This is a genomic window from Rossellomorea sp. ABR4_004, from assembly GCF_056159585.1.
In genome coordinates this window covers 1,068,779-1,089,050 of sequence record NZ_JBSWVM010000001.1, presented here as the reverse complement: position 1 = coordinate 1,089,050, position 20,272 = coordinate 1,068,779, and the positions used below count along the sequence as shown (strand labels likewise).

The window sequence follows — 20,272 nt, the reverse complement described above, 5'->3', positions numbered from 1 at the left end:
TAATTAGTTAAGGAGGTTTCACCTTGCTTAAGGAACTTTTTAATAAATCTAAAAAGAAAAAATATGCAACGATCCCTTCTGAAGCGGCTAAACATGACGTTCCAGAAGGCATCATGACGAAATGTCCTGATTGCAAAAAGATCATGTACACGAAAGAACTTCAGAAAAACTTAAAGGTGTGCATTCATTGCGGATTCCATCATGGAATGAGCTCACCAGAAAGAGTCGATAGTTTTATAGATGAAGGTACCTTTAAGGAGCTTGATCATGATCTAGTTTCCGCGAATCCCCTGGGCTTTCCTGATTATGAAGGAAAAGTGGAAAAGGATCGGAAGAAGACAGGTATGAATGAAGCAGTATTAACTGGTTCAGGTCAGGTAAACGGAATCGAAGTGGTCACGGCCATCATGGATTCACGTTTTAGAATGGGAAGTATGGGCTCTGTGGTCGGTGAGAAAATTACGAGAGCCATCGAAGAAGCCGATAAGCGAAAAGTCCCGTTCATTATCTTCACGGCATCAGGAGGCGCGAGAATGCAGGAAGGTGTCCTTTCCTTGATGCAAATGGCCAAGACCAGTGTGGCCCTTAATCGATTGAGCGAAAATGGAGGACTCTTCATCTCGATCATGACGCACCCAACGACCGGCGGGGTATCCGCAAGTTTCGCATCCGTAGGGGATTATAATTTTGCTGAGCCTGGAGCGCTTATTGGCTTCGCAGGCAGAAGGATCATTGAGCAGACGATCAGGGAAGATTTACCGGAAGACTTCCAAACATCAGAATTTTTATTGAAGCATGGTCAACTTGACGGAGTCATCTCGAGGCTCGAGTTAAAAGAGAAAATCGGGACAGTACTTGATATACATCAGTGGGACGGTGATCTGCCATGGTAAATGAGATGGAATTTGAAAAGCCTGTACTTGAGCTCAAGAAGAAAATAGCCGAGCTGAAGGAGTTCACTCAAAATTCAGACGTCGATTTATCAAATGAAATCGAGAAATTGGAGAGCAGGCTCACGAAGCTTGAAAATGATATCTATGAAAACATGAAGCCTTGGGAAAGGGTTCAGGTAGCTCGACATCCCAATCGCCCGACGACGCTTGATTATATCGGCTATCTCTTTACGGACTTCATCGAAATGCATGGAGACCGCCTGTATGGGGATGACGAAGCCATTGTTTCAGGTTTAGGGAAATTTCATGATGTCCCGGTGACCATCATCGGACACCAAAGAGGGAAAGATACGAAAGAAAATATTCGCCGGAACTTTGGGATGCCTCATCCGGAAGGGTACCGAAAAGCCCTGCGTTTAATGAAGCAGGCGGACAAGTTCAATCGTCCGATCATCTGCTTTATTGATACAAAGGGGGCATATCCCGGTAAAGCGGCAGAGGAAAGAGGTCAAAGTGAAGCCATTGCAAGAAATCTTGTAGAGATGGCAGGCTTGACCGTTCCCGTTATCTGCATGGTCATCGGTGAAGGTGGTAGTGGAGGTGCCCTCGCACTGGGAGTCGGAAACCATATCCATATGCTTGAAAACTCCACTTACTCCGTGATATCACCTGAAGGGGCGGCCGCCATCCTGTGGAAGGATTCCACACAAGCGAAGCGAGCGGCTGAATCCATGAAGATCACAGCACCTGATTTGAAGGAGCTTGGAATCATTGATGAAATCGTCACGGAAGTCAAAGGCGGTGCTCATAAAGATGTCGAAGAGCAAGCACAATATATCAATGATGTATTAAAGGCATCCTTGAAAGAATTAATCCCAATGAAGAAAGATGAATTGATACAGCATCGCTATGAAAAATTTAAAGCGATGGGTGAATATTCTGTTTTAAATGATTTAATTGGGGTAAAATCATAATGAACTATGGACTGACAAATAGGAAATACCATTTGTCAGTCTTTTTCATTAATTTTCCATTAAATTTAATTTTTGTGACGGTATTTTGAAAGTTTTAACAATTAAAACGCTTCCATTTAATAGATTATTTCGTCTTTAGCATTTCCTTCGTGTAACTTGTTGAGAACCTTGAACCTTCGTGTTATTTTAGAAATAATCCATAGTCTATTGGTCCATAATAATGTAATGAATACAACAGGATAGAATGTTCCATTTTTCCTTTTCTTAGATATATGTGAAACCATTAACAAGTTGTAGCATTCATTTACATATAAAGGAATATTTCTTAATGAGGTGATCGTAGTGAGAAAGATTGGTGTATTAACAAGTGGTGGAGATTCACCAGGTATGAACGCAGCCGTTCGTGCGGTTGTGCGTAAAGCTATTTTCCTTGATATCGAAGTGTACGGTATTTATCAAGGGTATAACGGATTAATTAACGGAAACATCAAGAAGCTGGAACTTGGTTCTGTTGGAGATATCATTCATCGTGGCGGTACCATGCTGTATACAGCCCGCTGTGAAGAATTCAAAACAAAAGAAGGTCAGAAAAAAGGCATCGAGCAATTAGAGAAGCATGGAATCGAAGGCCTTGTTGTCATTGGTGGAGATGGATCATACCAGGGTGCAAAAGCTTTAACTGAATGGGGATATCCATGTGTGGGTGTACCGGGAACGATCGATAATGATATTCCGGGAACTGAATATACAATCGGCTTCGATACGGCTTTGAACACGGTCATCGACGCGATAGATAAGATTCGCGATACGGCTACTTCACATGAAAGAACATTCATCATCGAAGTAATGGGACGCAATGCAGGAGATCTTGCCCTGTGGTCCGGTCTTGCAGGCGGTGCTGAAACCATCCTGATTCCTGAGGAGAAATTCGATCTTGATGATGTCGTGACACGTCTGAAAAAAGGTCAGGAGCGCGGGAAGAAACATAGTGTCATCATTGTGGCAGAAGGTGTCATGTCGGCAAATGAATTTGCTAATCGTTTCACTGAAGCGACAGGAATGGATACACGTGTTTCTGTCCTCGGCCATATTCAGCGTGGTGGAACGCCAACGGCATCTGATCGTGTGTTAGCAAGCCGTTTAGGTGCACGTGCAGTAGAGTTATTGATTGAAGGAAAAGGCGGAAGAGCAGTAGGGATTGAGAAAAATCAACTAGTTGATTACGATATTATTGAAGCACTTGCCAAGCCTCATCAAATTGACTTGGGCATGTACAAACTTTCCAAAGAGCTTTCAATCTAAATTGTTGTAAGATTTCAGGAGGTAAAGAAAATGAGAAAAACGAAAATAGTATGTACCATCGGTCCTGCAAGTGAGAGTGTAGAAAAGTTATCACAACTGATCGAAGCAGGGATGAATGTTTCCCGCTTAAACTTCTCACATGGTGACCATGAAGAACATGGACAGAGAATCGTCAATATCCGTGAAGCAGCTGAAAAAGCCGGGAAAACAGTCGGGATCCTTCTTGATACGAAAGGTCCTGAAATCCGTACGAATAATATGGAAGATGGTGCAATCGAATTAACGCAAGGTTCAAACGTCATCGTTTCCATGAAGGAAGTACTTGGAACAACCGAGAAATTCTCCGTTACATACGAAGGGTTAATTGATGATGTTCATGTTGGTTCCAAAATTCTTCTTGACGATGGCCTGATCGGATTGGAAGTAACGGAAATCGATAAAGCGAATGGCGAGATTCATACGTATGTTGCCAACAGCGGTGTTTTAAAGAACAAAAAAGGCGTAAACGTACCAGGAGTTTCCGTAAACCTTCCAGGGATTACGGATAAAGATGCTCAGGATATCGTATTCGGTATTGGGCAGGGTGTCGACTTTATTGCGGCATCATTCGTTCGCCGTGCCTCTGATGTACTGGAAATCCGTCAATTATTGGAAGAGCATGACGCTTCTCACATTCAAATCATCCCTAAGATCGAGAATCAAGAGGGTGTAGACAATATCAATGAAATCCTTGAAGTTTCAGACGGATTGATGGTGGCTCGTGGAGATCTTGGTGTTGAAATCCCGGCTGAAGAAGTACCATTGGTTCAGAAGATGTTGATCAAGAAATGTAACTCAATGGGTAAGCCTGTCATCACGGCAACTCAAATGCTTGATTCCATGCAACGCAACCCTAGACCGACAAGGGCAGAAGCAAGTGATGTAGCCAATGCGATCTTCGATGGTACAGACGCAATCATGCTATCGGGTGAAACAGCTGCAGGTACGTATCCTGTTGAAGCGGTCCAAACAATGCACAACATTGCTTCAAGAGCAGAAACAGCCCTTAATTTCAATGATATCCTGGCTGCACGCAGCAAAGACAGTGAGCATAATATGACGGACGCCATCGGTCAATCTGTCGCGCACACGGCTCTTAACCTGGACGTTAATGCAATTGTGGCTCCAACGGAAAGCGGGCACACAGCACGCATGATTTCTAAGTACCGTCCAAAAGCTCCAATCGTAGCAGTAACGGGAACAGATTCTGTATCACGTCGATTGGCACTTGTCTGGGGTGTTTACCCTACTGTTGGACGTAAAGTGACGACTACGGATGAAATGCTTGATATGGCTGTTGAAGAAAGCGTGAATTCAGGAATGACGAAGCATGGAGATCGCATTATCATCACAGCTGGTGTTCCAATTGGTGAATCTGGAACAACCAATCTGATGAAAATCCATGTGGTAGGCGACGTCGTTGCTAAGGGTCAAGGAATTGGCCGGAGATCTGCTTATGGTAAAGCCGTAGTGGCGATGACTGCAGACGAGGCAGTGAAGAATACTACACCAGGATCTGTTCTTGTGACAATTGGGACTGATAAAGACATGATGCCTGCTCTTGAGAAATGTTCTGCCTTGATCGTTGAAGAAGGCGGTCTGACAAGTCATGCAGCAGTTGTAGGTATCAATTTAGGAATTCCTGTAGTCGTTGGAGTGGACAATGCCACTTCTCTATTCACAAATGGTCAGGAAATTACAGTAGACGCTACTCGCGGTGTCATCTATAACGGACACGCAAGCGTATTATAAGTTGAAATGTGAAAAGCCAGAGTCTGGAATGGACTCTGGTATTTTGTGCGTAACTAAGTCAATCCTCACATAATACCTTACCATTCTTAATATGTTATAATAGAGAGAGTAATAAGTATTAAAGTTATGGAGGAATCCCTCATGAGATATATACTGTTATTGTTAATTATCGTGCCCGCATTGGAAATTGGGTTACTTGTTCTTTCCGGACAAGCGTTTGGCTTGATCCCAACCGTTTTACTGATTATTACAACAGGGATTCTGGGAGCTTATTTGGCGAAAAAACAAGGAATGGAAACACTTCGAAAAGCACAGCAGGATATGCAGTACGGTCAGCTGCCTGGAGATGCCATCATTGATGGATTGTGCATTCTGGTCGGAGGGGTCGTTCTATTGACGCCTGGTTTTATTACCGATGCAATCGGATTCCTGCTATTACTTCCACCTACACGTAGAATGTTCAAACCGTTTATTTATAGGCTATTCAAGCGTTGGATCAACAATGGAAACGTGATTATATACAGATAATAAAAAAGGCACTGCTCACGGCGAGCAGTGCTTTTTCTTATTTTACACCCATAATAAACTTCCACGTATCTTCAAAAACACCGGCTCTTTTGAGAGTGGATAGAATGACCAGGACAACAGGTCCGACGATCAAGCCAAGAAACCCGATTAGCTTAAAACCGACAAAGAGAGCGATCAAGGTGGCGAGTGGATCGAGTCCGATGCTTGATGACAGGACTTTCGGCTCCATGATTTGGCGCTGTACAACAACAACCAAATAGAGAACGGATAAACCGATACCTAGACCGACGTTCCCTGTTATGAACTCATAAATGATCCAAGGTACGAAAACCGCTCCTGTTCCAAGGTACGGTAAAATATCAACGAGACCGGTTACGAGTGCAATGGTGATGGCGTAATCCACTCTCAGTATGATCAATCCGATTAACACGATGATAGCCGTAATGGATATGAGCGTGAACTGTGCCCTTATAAATCCGAATAGGGCCCTTTTTAGATCGATGAATACTTTTCTCCCGCTGCTCATTGCCTTTCCAGGAATGATTTTCTCTGCTTTGGCAGATAATGAATACCAGTCTTTACTGATGAAAAATGTAGCTAAAGCGGCAAAAATCAGGACGGATGCCGCGTTGGGAATCCATGAAATCAACTGGGGCAATTTGGTGAAAAAGTTTTGCAGGAAATCCCCTGCTGAAGTGGCGATTTTCGTTCCAGCGGTCTGGACATTTTCTAAAATGGTATCCTGTTGCCCGGCTTCAAGGTTCTTAAATAAACCAGATAACTGGTTGTAAAGTGGAATCACTTGACCTACGACGAAATCCTCAGCAAATTTGACCAAGGTCTGCACATGCTTAGGGAGCTCTTCTGCTAAATAATTCGCACCGGAAACAATCTCGGCAATCAGTAAGGTGATAAGCCCCGCAAAGATCGCAACAATCAATATGAGAGATAACGCTACTGCCCATATCCTGGGGAGCCATTTTTCAAGCCAGTTCACAAGAGGATTGATGAGTAACGCGATGGCAATGGCAATGATAAAGGGATAAGCAAGCTTCCATATGTAATAGAATGAAATTAAAGAGAGCATGACGATGGCTAAAACGATCAGGAACCGGATCGTTCGATAAACATATTCTACATTCAAGGGCTTCCCTCCTACCCGATCTTCTACTTCTATTTTAAAGGAGACAGGAAATGAAAGGAAGTTTAATTTAACGAGGTTTCATATTTTTACAACAAATGATAAAAGTTGATATGGCAGGATAATGATTACGAAAGGAGGAGGTTACTTGTGTCACAGGCATTCCTTTTTTTATTGCTCTTATTGGGAATTGGATTCGCTGCTAAAAACCAGTCCATTATTATAGCCGTAACATTTCTAATCATTCTTAAGCTCTCAGGCATCGATGAAAAAGTGTTTGCGGCCATTCAGTCCAAAGGAATTAACTGGGGTGTTACCATCATCACGATTGCAGTATTGGCACCAATCGCTACAGGTGAGATCGGATTAAAAGACCTGTATGACTCATTAAAGTCACCTTATGCATGGATTGCCCTCGCTTCTGGAATGGCTGTGGCGTTAATTGCGAAGAGCGGGTTAACTCTGTTGGAAGAGGACCCTCATATTACAACTGCTCTTGTCCTTGGAACAGTCTTAGCTGTGGCATTCTTTAAAGCAGTAGCTGTCGGACCGCTTATCGGAGCGGGTATTGCGTACCTCGCGATGAAAATATATGAGTTGTTCTTATAGAATAACACTGGAGTTCCTGCTGGTTGAAGAATCTCTTTGATGAGAGTGTGTACCTGATATCATTTGACTTTGATTATACATCTTCGACATATTTAGTGCTTTTATAACAGGATGAGAAACCCCTGTCATCACTCCGTTTGTACGCCTCAATGCTATGGTTTATTTTTCTAGAAAAATAATTTTTATAGAAATTGATGCGTTTTCATTCACAAAAGTCAGATAATTGTTTATAATAGGAAATGTAAGCGCATCCCAAGCTCTCGTCATATCACAGGAGGAGCCGGGAATCATTTTTTGTATAGGAATTGAGCAATCGCTCAACCTTTATTTATGTTCTTTTTAAACAAGCCTACAGACTTAATTGATAGTCATGTAGGGTTTTATGCTCATATGAAAATGGGTAAAGAGAAATACTTAACAAAAGGAGAGGTTATTATGACAGCAACTCGCGGGTTAGAAGGGGTTGTAGCAACAACATCATCCATTAGTTCGATCATTGATGATACTCTTACATATGTTGGCTACAACATTGATGATTTGGCAAACAATGCCAGTTTTGAAGAGGTTATCTACTTATTATGGCATCTGAAATTACCTACTTCATCAGAGCTTCAGGAATTTACAGAGCTATTAGCAGATAACGCTGAATTGCCTAAAGAGGTCATCGAGCACTTCAAGATGTACAACATCAAGGAAGTCCATCCTATGGCAGCTTTACGTTCTGCCGTTTCTTTACTTGGATTATATGATGATAAAGCAGATGTAATGGACGAAAAGGAAAACTATTTAAAGGCTGTTCGACTTCAAGCAAAAATTCCTACAATCGTTACGAGCTTTTCACGAATCCGTAATGGACAAGAGCCGATTGCTCCGCGTAAAGATTTAGGATTCGCTGCTAATTTCCTATATATGTTAACCGGGAAAGATCCTGAGCCTGTTGAAATCGAAGCGTTCAATAAAGCGCTTGTTCTTCATGCCGATCACGAGTTAAACGCTTCTACATTCACTGCACGTGTATGTGTCGCTACTCTTTCTGATGTATATTCAGGTGTCACTGCTGCGATCGGTGCCTTAAAAGGACCGTTGCACGGTGGAGCAAACGAGCAGGTTATGAAGATGCTTACTGAAATCGGTTCGGTTGATAAAGCAGAATCCTATATCCTGGACAAACTTGAGAAGAAAGAAAAAATCATGGGCTTCGGTCACCGTGTATACCGTCAAGGAGACCCGCGTGCCAAGCACCTTAAAGAAATGTCTAAAAAATTAACTGAATTAACTGGACAAAGTGAATACTACGAAATGTCCGTTAAGGTAGAAGACGTATTTACGTCTAATAAAGGCCTACCGCCTAATGTTGATTTCTACTCAGCATCCGTATACCACAGCTTAGGCATCGATCATGACCTATTCACTCCGATCTTCGCTGTAAGCCGAGTATCCGGCTGGTTAGCTCATATTCTTGAACAGTATTCAAACAACCGCCTGATCCGTCCTCGTGCTGATTACGTAGGGCCTGGCAAGCAGGAATATGTTCCAGTTGAACAAAGAGGTTAATCATCAATATTTACAAATAGTAAAAATATTGGTGTAATAATAAGAGAAGGGGAATGACTCAACATGGGTAACTTATGGGTCATCCCCTTTGATAATGAAAAAATGGAGGTTACATAATGACACAAGGTGAAAAAATTACAAACCAGAACGGCCAACTTAATGTGCCAAACAATCCAATCGTCCCATTCATTGAAGGTGACGGAACGGGTCCAGATATTTGGGCAGCAGCTCAACGCGTCCTAGATGCTTCTGTAGAAAAAGCATACAAAGGTGAACGCAAGATCTCATGGAAAGAAGTATACGCTGGGGAAAAGGCGTTCAACAAAACAGGCGAATGGCTTCCAAACGATACACTTGAAGCAATCCGTGAATATTTCATTGCAATCAAAGGTCCACTTACAACTCCTGTAGGCGGCGGAATCCGTTCATTGAACGTTGCTCTTCGCCAGGAATTAGACCTGTTCACTTGCCTGCGTCCAGTGCGCTACTTCGAAGGTGTCCCTTCACCGGTTAAGCGTCCTGAAGACACTGACATGGTCATCTTCCGTGAAAACACTGAAGACATCTATGCAGGTATCGAATACGCAAAAGGTTCTGATGAAGTGAAAAAATTAATCACTTTCCTTCAAGATGAAATGGGTGCTAACAAAATCCGTTTCCCAGAAACATCCGGTATCGGGATCAAGCCTATTTCTGAAGAGGGGACAAACCGTCTTGTCCGTGCAGCGATCAATTACGCGATCACAGAAGGCCGTAAATCAGTAACGCTTGTTCACAAAGGGAACATCATGAAGTTCACTGAAGGAGCTTTCAAAAACTGGGGTTACGAGCTTGCTGAAAAAGAATTCGGCGATAAAGTATTCACTTGGGCTCAATATGACAAGATCAAAGAAGCTGACGGATTGGAAGCTGCTAACAAAGCACAATCCGAAGCTGAAGCAGCTGGTAAGATCATCGTGAAGGATTCAATCGCTGATATCTTCCTACAGCAAATCCTTACTCGTCCGGCTGAGTTTGATGTAGTGGCAACAATGAACCTAAACGGAGATTATATCTCTGATGCATTAGCCGCTCAGGTTGGTGGAATCGGTATTGCTCCTGGAGCAAACATCAACTACGAATCAGGACATGCAATCTTTGAAGCAACTCACGGAACGGCTCCTAAATATGCAGGTATGGATAAAGTGAATCCATCATCTGTCATCCTTTCCGGTGTGCTTATGCTTGAGCACCTTGGTTGGACAGAAGCTGCAAATTTAATCACAAAATCCATGGAGAAAACAATCGCTTCTAAAGTCGTAACATATGACTTCGCCCGTCTAATGGATGGAGCAACAGAAGTGAAATGTTCTGAGTTCGGTTCTGCTTTAATCGAAAACATGGGATAATATTAATTTGAAATAGGGATGGGGTGCTTCGAACTGGAGCACTCCTTCCTTTACATAATGACACGAATAGGAGGAATTATGATGGCTATTAAACGTAGAAAAGTATCTGTTATCGGTGGAGGTTTTACAGGGGCGACTACAGCACTGATGCTTGCTCAGAAAGAGCTTGGAGATGTCGTACTGGTTGATATTCCTCAAAATGAAGACCCGACGAAAGGGAAAGCGCTGGATATGCTTGAAGCGAGTCCGGTACAAGGATTTGATTCAAACATTATCGGTACTTCCAATTATGAAGATACAAAGGATTCCGATATCGTTGTCATCACTGCAGGAATTGCCCGTAAACCAGGAATGAGCCGTGATGATCTGGTTCAAACCAATCAAAAGGTCATGAAATCAGTCACGCAGCAAATCGTTAAGTATTCGCCAAATTGCTACATCATCGTTCTCACAAACCCAGTGGATGCTATGACCTATACAGTATTCAAAGAGTCCGGCTTCCCTAAAGAGCGCGTAATCGGACAATCCGGCGTTCTGGATACAGCCCGTTTCCGCACATTTGTCGCACAAGAGTTAAACCTTTCTGTGAAAGATATTACAGGATTCGTTCTTGGCGGTCATGGAGATGACATGGTTCCTCTTATTCGTTACTCGTACGCTGGAGGCATCCCTCTGGAAGCATTAATTCCTAAAGACCGTTTAGACGCGATCGTCGAGCGTACCCGTAAAGGCGGAGGGGAAATTGTAGGCCTTCTGGGCAACGGAAGTGCTTATTATGCTCCTGCTGCTTCACTTGTTCAAATGGTAGAAGCCATCCTTAAGGATCAACGCCGTGTCATCCCTGCCATTGCATACTTAGAAGGCGAATATGGATTCGAAGGTATCTATCTCGGTGTTCCGACCATCCTTGGCGGTAATGGACTGGAAAAAATCATCGAACTCGAACTAACCGAAGAAGAGAAAGCTGCACTCGCTAACTCAGCAGACGCCGTAAAAAACGTCATGTCTTCCTTGGCATAATAAATTTTAATGCTATCAAAACTGGCTTCCATATTGGGGGGTCAGTTTTTTTATATTGATATAGATTTAAATTTGCGAAATGATGCTCTATTAAAATAATCACTCAACGCGTAAAAACTCTTTGTATGGAAACCCTATAAATGATAAAATAGTAATAGACAGATAATAAAAACAATTTTTATTATTTAAAATTGTAATCGTTTACATACGCGGAGGTGCTTCTTATGTTATTAGGGAAAAAGAGAAAACTGGGAAGAAAAATTGAAGAAATGACGATTGGTGAAAAGCTGACCCTTACAGAAAAAATAGAAGATAACGAATTGCTTCTTTACCTAGGGCTCACAAATGATGCCAATCCATTATACATCCAGCATGATTATGCTTCTCAAACGCCATTCAAAAAACCGATAGTTCCTTCAATCATGTTAACAGGCATCATTACATCTGCCGTTTCTAAGTATCTACCGGGTCCGGGTTCTCATATAGTAGAACAAAACATTGAATTCCCTAAACCGGTCTATCACTACGCAACAGTACAATTCCTGTTTGAAGTGAAGGAAGTGGATCCCCACACTCATTTGGTAACGATCGATGTAACAGCTACTAATGAAGAAGACGAGAAGGTCATCAACGGTACCATCAAAGTATGCCCCCCTCACCGATTAGAGAAAATGAATAGCCATGCATTAGAAAACTTCTAAACACCTGAAAGAGCTATGATATCCATAGCTCTTTTTATTATGCAAAAAAATGATAAAGAAAGAGGGAGAAGTGCATCATATAAAAAAAGAGAACAAGGATTGGTTCGGTTTAGGAACGTACGGCAAGAAAACTAAAAAGTATTAAATCTCTCTAAATGATGGTAACCTTCAAGATTTATATTATAATGAAAGTACAATTACATAATTACGTTGGATGTTGGGGTTAATTTTCTTTTGTATGGAGGCACAACAAATGAGCAAAAAAATCTTGGTAGTCGATGATGAACAGTCTATTGCAACACTCTTAAAGTACAATCTTGAGCAATCCGGTTATTCCGTTACGACGGCACATGATGGTGAAGAAGGTAGGGATAAAGCGATAGAGCAATCCCCGGATTTAATTATTCTTGACCTGATGCTTCCTTCCATGGATGGAATCGAAGTGTGTAAAGAATTGAGACAAAGGAAGATTAATATCCCCATTCTTATGTTAACGGCTAAGGATGACGAATTTGATAAAGTTCTTGGACTGGAGCTTGGGGCAGACGACTATATGACGAAGCCGTTCAGTCCTCGTGAAGTGGTTGCGAGGGTCAAGGCTATTCTCAGACGAAGTCAGGCCATACAGGAAGCGGCGGAACCATCTTCCATTGAACCGACAGATTACAAGGAAGTGGGGGAATTAAAGGTTTATCCGGAACAGTATGAAGCGTATTTCCAGGGTGATCAAATGGAGTTAACACCTAAGGAATTCGAACTTCTTTTATATCTAACAGAAAATAAAGGCAGGGTCTTAACGAGAGACCAGCTATTAAGTGCGGTTTGGAATTATGATTTTGCCGGTGACACCAGAATAGTGGATGTTCACATCAGTCATTTGCGGGAAAAAATAGAATCCAACACGAAAAAACCAACTTATATAAAAACCATCCGAGGGCTTGGATATAAATTGGAGGAGCCTAAAAATCGATGACCAAGTTTAGAACAAAACTTCTTTTTGCTCTAATCACCCTGATCATCGCTGTGTTGATCGGACTTGGGTTGCTTTTGGGTCAGATTTTCAAGAATTTCTATCTGGATACATTTAATTCCCGGATTCAAAAAGAGTCAAGGTTATTGGCTAATTCCATTGAAGAAAACGGGACACCAAAAGAAATCGATCCGGAGATGATCAAAGAATTGAGTGACATATTGGATGTCAGGATTACGATTCTTGATAATTCAGGAAGTGTAGTCCATGATACGGAAACCTCGGAATCACTGGTTGGTCCTCAGCAAAAGAGGATCATCAATGAAATCCAGGAGAACTGGGATGTAAAACAAAAGCATAGAAAACTGGTGACAGCAGGTGTGGAGTACAGGTATTATTGGTACCCGCTAAAGGGTGGAAATAACCAGTTAAATGGACTGCTTATCATGAGTACCGAGGTAGAAGCCTTTGAGAAAGGAATACAGCAAATTTGGTTTGTGCTATCCATTTCCTTAGGTCTTGCATTAATTCTCATTATCATTCTGGGGTCGAGAATCACGGTGAGATATACAAAGCCCATTGAATCGGCAACGAATGTGGCAATGGAGCTCGCCAAGGGGAATTATCGGGCGCGGACATATGAAGACCGCCTGGATGAAACGACTATGTTAAGTACCTCCATTAATATTCTCGCCCGTAATCTGCAGGAAATGGTGAATTCCCAGGAAATGCAGCAGGACCGCTTAACGACGCTGATCGAAAACATGGGGAGTGCCCTTCTCTTGATTGATCACCGCGGGTTTGTTGTTTTGACGAACCGGACGTTCAGGGACTTCTTTAATCTGAAAGAAAGCCAGCTGAAAAAAGTCAGATACCATGAGGTCATTCACTATCAGGAAGTGAATAAGCTTGTGGAAGAAATCTTCATGACAGAAGAACGGTTAAGAAAACAGATCCTTCTTCCTCACAAAATAGAAAGAAAGCATTATGAAGTATATGGGGCTCCTATCATCGGTCATAACGATGAGTGGAAAGGGATTGTCGTGGTATTCCATGACATCACGGAGCTCAAAAAGCTCGAACAAATGAGAAAAGACTTTGTGGCGAATGTCTCTCACGAATTGAAAACGCCGATCACATCCATTAAAGGGTTCTCGGAGACACTACTGGACGGGGCGATGAATGATCCTGATACGTTAAAGTCTTTCCTGGATATCATTCTAATGGAAAGCGACCGCCTGCAATCCCTTATACAAGACTTATTGGAATTATCCAAGATTGAAAAACAGGGGTTCGAGCTCTCCCTTCAGGAAGTAGAGATTGCCGGTTTAATTGAAGATGTGATTCCGATATTGAAAGAAAAAGCGAAATCAAAAGACATTTCCCTTCAAATGTCATTTGAGTCAAGGGGCCATGCGGAGGTAGACTCCTACCGACTCAAACAGGTATTCATTAATCTGGTCAGTAATGCGATCGTGTACACTCCAAAGGGCGGGGATGTCTTGATTTCAGTGATGGAAGATAAAGAAATGGTTCATGTGAGCGTCAAGGATAACGGGATGGGAATCAGTAAAGAAGAACTTCCCCGTATTTTTGAACGGTTTTATCGGGTGGACAAAGCCAGAAGCCGTAATTCTGGTGGAACGGGCTTAGGTTTAGCCATTGTGAAGCATATCATCGAAGCCCATGAAGGAAAGATTGAAGTAGACAGTGAAGTGAATGAAGGTACGACGTTCACAGTCTCCTTATACAAACAGTCTTCAAGCTATTCGTTGGGTGAAGGGACGAGCAAATCTTAGTGAGTTTACAATTATTTTACATTGAATTTACAATAGGTTTAAATCCTGTTAATAAAAGGGTGGTACGATACTAAGTGAAACCCCTTCATCCAAGGTGTTAAGAAAAGGCGAGAACTAACCCCGTTCTCGTCTTTTCGCTTTTTTATTTGGCTCTTTTCGCAAAGGTTGTTGTATTCTTGCATATAATCTGCCAGGGCTCTGTCAACCAGGTTATGCTGGATGGTGAGGGGAACTGCTCCGCTTTCCGCGGACGTTCGGCCGAGCCTCCTCAGCTTCGCTTCCGGGGTCTCGGCACGCCCGTACTTCCGCAGGAGTCTGCGCAGTTCCCCTCACCATCTTTAATAGTTTTTTTGTGACAGAGCTTCAAGGTGTACCAGATAACAATATAAGTAGAAAAAATAATTCTTCTTCCCTAAAAGGACAATCAATCCCTACTTACCTCAAATGGATCGTTTGCTAAAAAGCTTGTTTTAATTGTTTTCGATTAAGGATACATGCTCAGAAAGTTTATTCTCGCTGCAGGATGATCGACTCCTGCGGGAATAGCTGGACAGGTGAGACCCCGGAGGCTCACCGCCAGCCCCGCGGAAAGCGAGCATCCTGTAGCGGAAATCAACTACTACTTGCTTCCTTAAGATAAACCACAGTCATTGCGAAAAGAGCCTTTTATATTGAAAGCGTTATCTATCCGGTGAATGCTGGGTTTAGATCAAAACTTTGCGTTGTCGCCTGACGGATGCATTCAGTTAGGAAACCACTCACCTCGAGCCTGCTACCCCCTCTTTTGTCATCTTCCCTTAATATTATTGAAACCTTTTTGTAGTAAGTCCGTATATCTTAGTAGGTGATTAATAAGATATAGAGATAGAAAAGGGAGGGCGCATATGAGTTTAAAACGAATTTACATGGTGACAGGGATGGTTGTAGCGGCCATTATTTTAATTGTTGTGTTATTGACTTCCTGGTATACCGTTGATGAATCAGAACAAGCGCTTGTATTGACATTTGGAGAAGCGGGAGAGCCGGTCGTTGAGCCTGGTCTGCACTTCAAGATGCCATGGCCGATGCAATCAGTGGAAGTCCTGTCGAAAGAAACCTTCAGTCTTCAATTTGGATATGAAGAAAAAGACGGGAAGATCAAGGACTTTCCGAAAGAAACGAAAATGATCACGGGAGATGAGTACATCGTTCTCGCTGATCTTGTGGTTCAATGGAAAATCACGGATCCTGAAACGTACTTATTTAACTCAGACAACCCGAAGGAAATCCTTTACGATGCTACTTCATCTTCTTTAAGAAGCATTATAGGGAGCTCTTTGATAGATGATGCGTTAACATCTGGAAAAGCCGAAATCGAGGCGGAAGTAAGAGATTTACTAACGACCCTGATTGATGATTACGATATTGGTATTTCCATTCTTGCAGTGAAATTGCAGGATGTCGAGCTGCCGAATGCAGAGGTTCGATCAGCTTTTACAGCCGTAACGGATGCAAGGGAAACGATGAATACGAAAATCAATGAAGCAAAGAAGTATCGAAACCAGCGATCAAATGAAGCACAAGGGGAAAAAGATGCAATCATGTCCAGGGCAAAAGGGGATAAAATTGCACGTGTGGAACAGGCCCGTGGAGATGTAGCCGTGTTTGATAAGCTATACAACGAATACAAATCGAATCCTGAGATTACGAGAAAACGACTTGTATTAGAAACACTGGAGAATGTTCTTCCGAATGCGGAAATCTACATTATGAAGGATAGTGGGGAAACGTTGAAATACTTCCCGATTCGACAGCTTGAAAATCAAAACGGCCCGGTGAAGCAGGAAGGGAGTGCAGAGAATGAGTGATCAAAACGTCTTTGACATCAATCAAAAGAAGAAAGAGCCTATCGAGTGGAAGCGTTATACAAAACTAGGAATCTTCCTTGTCATTCTCGCTGCCGTCATTCTTCTGCTGTTTACCAGTCTCTTCATTGTCAAAGAAGGAGAGTATAAAGTCGTCCGTCAATTTGGGGAAGTCGTAAGAATAGACAAAGAACCCGGTTTGAAATATAAAATCCCTTTCATTCAGTCTGTTACGACCCTGCCTAAGCATCAAATGACGTATGATGTAACGGAAGCCGAAATCAATACAAAAGATAAAAAGCGGATGCTCATCGACAACTATGCCGTGTGGCGTATCGAAGATCCTCTTAAAATGATCAAGAATGCAAGAACGGTCATTAATGCAGAGACGAAAATGGAAGAATTCATCTACTCAGTCGTCAGGTCTGAGCTCGGGCAATTGGAATATGATGAAATCATCAATGATGAAAAGTCTTCCCGGGGAAGTTTGAACGACCGGGTGACGGACAAAGTGAACGAGCTTCTTGAACGGGATGGATACGGGATTGTCGTTCAGGATGTCCGCATGAAGCGTACGGATTTGCCGGAAGCAAATGAGAACTCTGTCTATACGCGAATGATTTCAGAACGTGAATCAAAGGCTCAGGAATACCTCTCAATGGGGGATGCCGAGAAACAACGCATCACCGCTGAAACAGATCGTGAAGTAAAGGAGCTTCTGGCAAAAGCAGGGGCAGACGCCAATGTCATCAGGGCAGAAGGAGAATCCGAAGCGGCACAAATCTACAACAAATCGTTCTCCAAGGATCCCGATTTCTATGACCTATATAAAACGCTGGAAACATATAAGAAAACAGTGGATGATAAAACGGTTATCATCTTACCATCTGACTCTCCTTATGCAAGGCTGTTGATGGGGTATACGGAATAAAAAGAGAAACTGTTGAAGATTGAGATGATCTCATTCTTCAGCAGTTTTTTTATGAAGACCTTTTATCGAATTCCACAAAGTCAGCTTATTTCAGTGGACTTAATAAGGCACCCATTTTTCCTTTCATTCCCCAACATGATAGAATAAACATATAGATTCAGAAGCCTTTACAGGAGGTACTTACATGTCCAAAAAATTAGTATTGATCGACGGCAATAGTATTGCTTACCGTGCATTTTTCGCACTGCCTTTATTAAATAACGACAAAGGTGTACATACAAACGCAGTATACGGTTTTACCACCATGCTGCAAAAAATACTCGAAGACGAAAAACCATCTCATATACTAGTCGCCTTTGATGCAGGGAAAACGACTTTCAGACATAAGACATTCAAGGAATACAAAGGTGGCAGACAAAAGACTCCACCGGAATTGTCCGAGCAATTTCCCTATATCCGCGAGCTTTTGGATGCATACGGAATTAAACGCTATGAAAAAGAAAACTATGAAGCGGATGATATTATCGGAACTCTTTCTCTGCAAGCAGAATCCGACGGGTACGAGGTGAAAGTGTATTCCGGGGATAAGGATTTAACACAGTTAAGTTCGAAGACTACGACGGTTTGTATTACGAGAAAGGGCATAACGGATATCGAAGTGTACACTCCGGAGCATATAAAAGAAAAGTGGGAAATCACACCTGATCGCATCATCGATATGAAAGGCCTGATGGGGGATAGCTCTGATAATATTCCAGGCGTGCCGGGTGTAGGTGAGAAAACGGCGATCAAGCTGCTAAAAGAATTTGATTCCCTTGAAAAGCTGCTGGACTCCATTGACCAGGTCAGTGGGAAAAAATTAAAAGAAAAGCTTGAAGAAAACAAAGAACAAGCGATCATGAGTAAGGAACTCGCCACGATCCTAAGAGAAGCTCCAATCGAAATTGGTGTGGGAGAGCTGAATTATGATGGAATGGATGAAGGAAGACTAAAGGAAGTATACCGGGATCTCGGATTCAACTCATTGCTTGAGAAAATGGGTGAGTCCACCCAAGAGGAGCCCCAAGAGCTGGATGATATCTCCTTTGAAGTAGTTGAAACCATTAAAGAAGAACATCTTTCAAACGAGAGTTCATTATACATTGAAATGCTGGAGGAGAATTATCACCTCGGAGAAGTAATCGGGATGAGTCTGCACAATGAGAAAGGCACGATTTTCTTTACGCTTGAAACCGCATTGAATTCAGAAGCATTTAAGGAATGGGCTGAAAACGAAAGCGCAGCAAAGTATGTGTACAACTCGAAGGAAACGGTAGTTGCACTAAAGAGGCAGGGAGTTGACATAAAAGGGATCGAATTCGATTTGCTGTTAGCATCCTACATTATTAATCCTTCTGAATCGAGTGAAGACTTCGCTACCATTTCAAAAGGACACGGCCAGCCTTCTATCGAATCGGATGAATCGGTATATGGAAAAGGTGCCAAGCAGAAGGTCCCTTCCACCGAAATTCTATCAGAGCATCTTGCTCGAAAAGCATTCATTCTTCATGAATTGAAGAACACATGTATGGAAGAGTTAAAAGAAAATGATTTGTATGAACTATATGCAGAGTTAGAATTACCCCTTGCCCTTATTTTAGCCGAAATGGAATTCACCGGCGTGAAAGTGGATCAAGAGCGTTTGCTCACCATGAAAGAAGAACTTTCACACCGCCTGGAAGAATTAGAAAAGAATATACATGAACAAGCAGGAGAGAGCTTTAATATTAATTCTCCGAAGCAGCTCGGCGTGATCCTTTTTGAAAAGCTTGGTTTACCGGTCGTGAAGAAAACCAAAACCGGTTATTCCACATCAGCTGATGTACTGGAAAAGCTGCAATCCAAGCATGAAATCATTGACCATATCCTTCATTACCGCCAGCTAGGGAAGCTGCAATCCACGTATTTAGAGGGATTATTGAAGGTCGTCCATCAAGACTCGAGTAAAATTCATACACGATTCAACCAGGCCCTGACTCAAACGGGCCGATTAAGCTCGACGGACCCTAACTTGCAAAATATTCCGATCCGTCTTGAAGAAGGCAGGAAGATCCGTCAGGCGTTCATTCCATCTGAAAAGGGCTGGGTCATGTTCGCTGCAGACTACTCTCAAATTGAGCTGCGTGTACTGGCTCATATCGCCAAGGATGAGAAATTAGTTGAAGCTTTCAGAAATGATATGGACATTCATACGAAAACAGCGATGGACGTCTTTGGGGTGGCGAAGGAAGATGTTACATCCAATATGAGAAGGCATGCGAAAGCCGTTAACTTCGGAATCGTATACGGAATCAGTGACTACGGTCTTTCTCAAAGCCTTGATATTACACGAAAAGAAGCAGGGGAATTCATTAAGAAGTACCTGGAAAGCTTCCCTGGAGTTAAAGAATATATGGATGATATCGTACAGGATGCAAAACAAAAGGGCTATGTGACCACTCTGCTTAATCGCCGACGCTACCTGCCGGAAATCACCAGCCGTAATTTCAACTTAAGAAGTTTCGCTGAACGGACAGCAATGAACACGCCGATTCAAGGAAGTGCAGCCGATATCATCAAGAAGGCCATGATTGATATGGCTGCAAGATTAAAAGAAGAAAATCTTCAATCACGATTATTGCTGCAGGTGCACGATGAATTGATCTTTGAAGCGCCAGAAGAAGAAATCGAAGTGTTAAAGAAAATTGTTCCTGAAGTAATGGAGAATGCGATGGAGTTGGAAGTTCCATTAAAGGTCGATTACTCATACGGTCAAACATGGTACGACGCGAAGTAGAGTTTGATAAGG

General features: G+C 42.4%; 16 protein-coding genes. 15 read left to right on the top strand and 1 reads right to left on the bottom strand.

From position 1 onward, the window contains the following. Window positions 1-23 precede the first annotated feature (23 nt). From accD to ACXAF2_RS05815, 5 genes are all read left to right on the top strand, one after another. Entirely contained in the window at window positions 24-893 is an 870-nt protein-coding gene (gene accD / locus ACXAF2_RS05835; RefSeq protein WP_475137741.1) for an acetyl-CoA carboxylase, carboxyltransferase subunit beta, read from the top strand. Then, window positions 887-1,867, top strand: coding sequence for an acetyl-CoA carboxylase carboxyl transferase subunit alpha (gene accA / locus ACXAF2_RS05830; RefSeq protein ID WP_475137740.1), 981 nt, complete (start codon window positions 887-889; stop codon window positions 1,865-1,867). The genes accD and accA overlap by 7 nt, the downstream gene beginning before the upstream one ends. A 342-nt stretch (window positions 1,868-2,209) precedes the next feature. Continuing rightward, window positions 2,210-3,169, top strand: coding sequence for a 6-phosphofructokinase (gene pfkA, locus ACXAF2_RS05825; RefSeq protein ID WP_475137739.1), 960 nt, complete (start codon window positions 2,210-2,212; stop codon window positions 3,167-3,169). Window positions 3,170-3,199: 30 nt separating this feature from the next. Further along, window positions 3,200-4,960 (top strand): pyruvate kinase, encoded by a 1,761-nt coding sequence (gene pyk, locus ACXAF2_RS05820; protein ID WP_475137738.1) that lies wholly within the window; start codon window positions 3,200-3,202, stop codon window positions 4,958-4,960. Between the two features lie 141 nt (window positions 4,961-5,101). Then, window positions 5,102-5,488 carry an FxsA family protein gene (locus ACXAF2_RS05815; RefSeq protein WP_475137737.1) on the top strand — a complete coding sequence of 129 codons (387 nt, stop codon included), beginning with the start codon at window positions 5,102-5,104 and terminating at the stop codon, window positions 5,486-5,488. Window positions 5,489-5,525: 37 nt separating this feature from the next. Here the strand turns inward: ACXAF2_RS05815 and ytvI are convergent, their stop codons facing one another. Beyond that, a complete protein-coding gene (gene ytvI, locus ACXAF2_RS05810) occupies window positions 5,526-6,632 on the bottom strand; it encodes a sporulation integral membrane protein YtvI (RefSeq protein ID WP_475137736.1) in 1,107 nt (368 codons plus the stop codon). 147 nt (window positions 6,633-6,779) lie between these two features. Here ytvI and ACXAF2_RS05805 point away from each other — a divergent pair, with 147 nt between their 5' ends. The 10 genes from ACXAF2_RS05805 (at window position 6,780) to polA (ending at window position 20,260) form a co-directional block, all read left to right on the top strand. Next, entirely contained in the window at window positions 6,780-7,238 is a 459-nt protein-coding gene (locus tag ACXAF2_RS05805; RefSeq protein ID WP_475137735.1) for a DUF441 domain-containing protein, read from the top strand. Window positions 7,239-7,673: 435 nt separating this feature from the next. Continuing rightward, entirely contained in the window at window positions 7,674-8,792 is a 1,119-nt protein-coding gene (gene citZ / locus ACXAF2_RS05800; protein ID WP_148969905.1) for a citrate synthase, read from the top strand. Window positions 8,793-8,908: 116 nt separating this feature from the next. Continuing rightward, window positions 8,909-10,180, top strand: a complete 1,272-nt coding sequence (icd, locus tag ACXAF2_RS05795) for an NADP-dependent isocitrate dehydrogenase (protein ID WP_475137734.1) — start codon at window positions 8,909-8,911, stop codon at window positions 10,178-10,180. An 81-nt stretch (window positions 10,181-10,261) separates the two neighbouring features. Then, window positions 10,262-11,200: a malate dehydrogenase gene (mdh, locus tag ACXAF2_RS05790; protein ID WP_475137733.1), complete on the top strand. Its 939-nt coding sequence runs from the start codon at window positions 10,262-10,264 to the stop codon at window positions 11,198-11,200. A 224-nt stretch (window positions 11,201-11,424) separates the two neighbouring features. Then, entirely contained in the window at window positions 11,425-11,901 is a 477-nt protein-coding gene (locus ACXAF2_RS05785) for a MaoC family dehydratase (protein WP_427600316.1), read from the top strand. Between the two features lie 253 nt (window positions 11,902-12,154). Further along, window positions 12,155-12,874: a response regulator transcription factor gene (locus ACXAF2_RS05780; RefSeq protein ID WP_475137732.1), complete on the top strand. Its 720-nt coding sequence runs from the start codon at window positions 12,155-12,157 to the stop codon at window positions 12,872-12,874. Continuing rightward, window positions 12,871-14,670, top strand: a complete 1,800-nt coding sequence (gene pnpS, locus ACXAF2_RS05775; RefSeq protein ID WP_475137731.1) for a two-component system histidine kinase PnpS — start codon at window positions 12,871-12,873, stop codon at window positions 14,668-14,670. Before ACXAF2_RS05780 ends, pnpS begins: the two co-directional genes overlap by 4 nt. 884 nt (window positions 14,671-15,554) lie before the next feature. Further along, the gene (gene hflK, locus ACXAF2_RS05770; RefSeq protein WP_475137730.1) at window positions 15,555-16,517 is read left to right on the top strand and encodes an FtsH protease activity modulator HflK; all 963 of its coding nucleotides are present in this window, start codon (window positions 15,555-15,557) and stop codon (window positions 16,515-16,517) included. Further along, window positions 16,510-17,445 (top strand): protease modulator HflC, encoded by a 936-nt coding sequence (hflC, locus tag ACXAF2_RS05765; protein WP_475137729.1) that lies wholly within the window; start codon window positions 16,510-16,512, stop codon window positions 17,443-17,445. Before hflK ends, hflC begins: the two co-directional genes overlap by 8 nt. Window positions 17,446-17,629: 184 nt before the next feature. Next, window positions 17,630-20,260: a DNA polymerase I gene (polA, locus tag ACXAF2_RS05760; protein WP_475137728.1), complete on the top strand. Its 2,631-nt coding sequence runs from the start codon at window positions 17,630-17,632 to the stop codon at window positions 20,258-20,260. Window positions 20,261-20,272: the final 12 nt, after the last annotated feature.